Consider the following 1,773-nt stretch of genomic DNA (forward strand, 5'->3'; position numbering starts at 1 on the left):
GGCACGCACGCATTGCAATTCTGGCAATGTGGCCGGTAAAGATGATCGCCACTGCGACGAAAACCCATTTCAGACAAATCTGCATAGACATGCACATCCATGGGCTGGCTAGGGTCGAGAAACAGGGTCGTGGCCTGTTCATCCGGCAGATAGCTKCAAGAGTGGGGCTGAGTGGCATAGAACTTCAAGCGCGCCAACTCGGTCATGATCAACCCTCGGATTAAGCTTTGAATTAAGTGTAAGCCACCTGTGTAAAAGTCGCTCAGCAAACCCACGTGGCGCGGTTGGGCTGATCCAGATGTTGCGCGAGATAGCCAGCAAATTCACGGCGTAGAATCGCCCGTGCGCCGAGGCTGTGCAGATGATCGGTCGGCATCTGGCAGTCGATCAGCACAAAACCCGAGTCTTTCAGATGTCGCACCAGGGTGGCAAAGCCATATTTGGACGCGTTGTCGGCGCGGCTGAACATGGACTCACCAAAAAACAGCTGACCCATCGCCAGGCCGTATAGCCCACCGACCAGCTCGTCCTGATCCCAGACTTCCACAGAGTGTGCGTGGCCGCGTCTGTGCAGCTCAATGTAAGCGTCCTGCATCGCCTGGGTGATCCAGGTGCCATCGGCATAATCACGCGGTGCGGCGCAAGCGCGGATGACGGCGGCGAAATCCTGATCGAAGGTCACTTGATAGCGCTGTTGACGGAGCAATTTGCCCAGGCTGCGGGAAACATGCAGTTCGTCGGGAAACAGCACCGTGCGCGGATCCGGCGACCACCAGAGAATCGGCTGGCCTTCTGAGAACCACGGAAAACAACCATGGCGATAGGCCTGAATCAGGCGGTCGGCGGACAGATCGCCACCCGCAGCCAGCAACCCGTTGGGGTCGCGCATGGCTTTTTCCAGCGGGGGGAAGGTCAGGGTATTGCGTTGTAACCAAGTCAGCATGGCATCCGGGCTTGCAGAGGGGGAGGGCGGTGGCGGGCTGGTTGGCCCGCCCTAAAGTGTGCCGTTAAACGCCGGGAATGTCGTCGAGGTATTTCTCGGCGTCCAGCGCGGCCATGCAACCGGCCCCGGCGGAGGTAACGGCTTGGCGGTAAACGTGATCGGCGACATCGCCGGCGGCAAACACGCCAGGGATGGCGGTGGCGGTGGCGTCGCCCTCGTTGCCGCTTTTGACCCGCAGATAACCGTCGTGCATGGGCAGTTGATCGACAAACAGATCGGTGTTGGGTTTGTGGCCGATGGCGATAAATACCCCGGCCAGTGCCAATTCACGGGTTTCACCGGTCTGACTGTCGCGCAGACGGGCRCCGGTCACACCGCTGGCATCACCGAGCACTTCGTCCAGATTCTGATTCCAGTGCAGGCGAATATTTCCGTTGGCGGCTTTTTCGAACAGCTTGTCCTGAAGGATTTTCTCCGAGCGCAACTTATCGCGGCGATGGATCAGATGGACTTCCTTGGCAATGTTCGATAGGTACAAGGCTTCTTCAACGGCGGTATTGCCACCACCGATCACCGCCACCACCTGATTGCGGTAGAAGAAGCCGTCGCAGGTCGCGCAGGCTGACACCCCTCTGCCGGCGAACGTCTCTTCCGAAGGCAGCCCCAGGTATTGCGCCGAAGCGCCGGTAGCGATAATCAGGGCGTCGCAGGTGTAGGTACCGCCGTCGCCGATGAGTTCGAAGGGCCGCTGTTGCAACTTGGCGGTATGGATGTGGTCGTAGACGATCTCCGTGTCAAAACGTTCGGCGTGTTTTTGCATGCGTTCCATC

General features: G+C 58.9%; 2 protein-coding genes and 1 pseudogene. All 3 read right to left on the minus strand.

Annotated features, from left to right (window positions below):
- Positions 1-206, minus strand: a pseudogene (locus AC1DRJ_RS26385) (arginyltransferase); the annotation flags it as partial.
- A gap of 56 nt (positions 207-262) precedes the next feature.
- Positions 263-943, minus strand: coding sequence for a leucyl/phenylalanyl-tRNA--protein transferase (aat, locus tag AC1DRJ_RS26390; RefSeq protein ID WP_477804737.1), 681 nt, complete (start codon positions 941-943; stop codon positions 263-265).
- 64 nt (positions 944-1,007) lie between these two features.
- On the minus strand, positions 1,008-1,773 hold a 766-nt coding region (locus AC1DRJ_RS26395; RefSeq protein ID WP_477804738.1), incomplete at its 5' end, for an FAD-dependent oxidoreductase.

The sequence above is a fragment of the Pseudomonas sp. P5_B2 genome, assembly GCF_056400445.1.

Coding starts and splice junctions, on each gene's coding strand:
- aat (WP_477804737.1), bottom strand. CDS start 943: ATGCTGACTTGGTTACAACGCAATACCCTGACCTTCCCCCCGCTGGAA.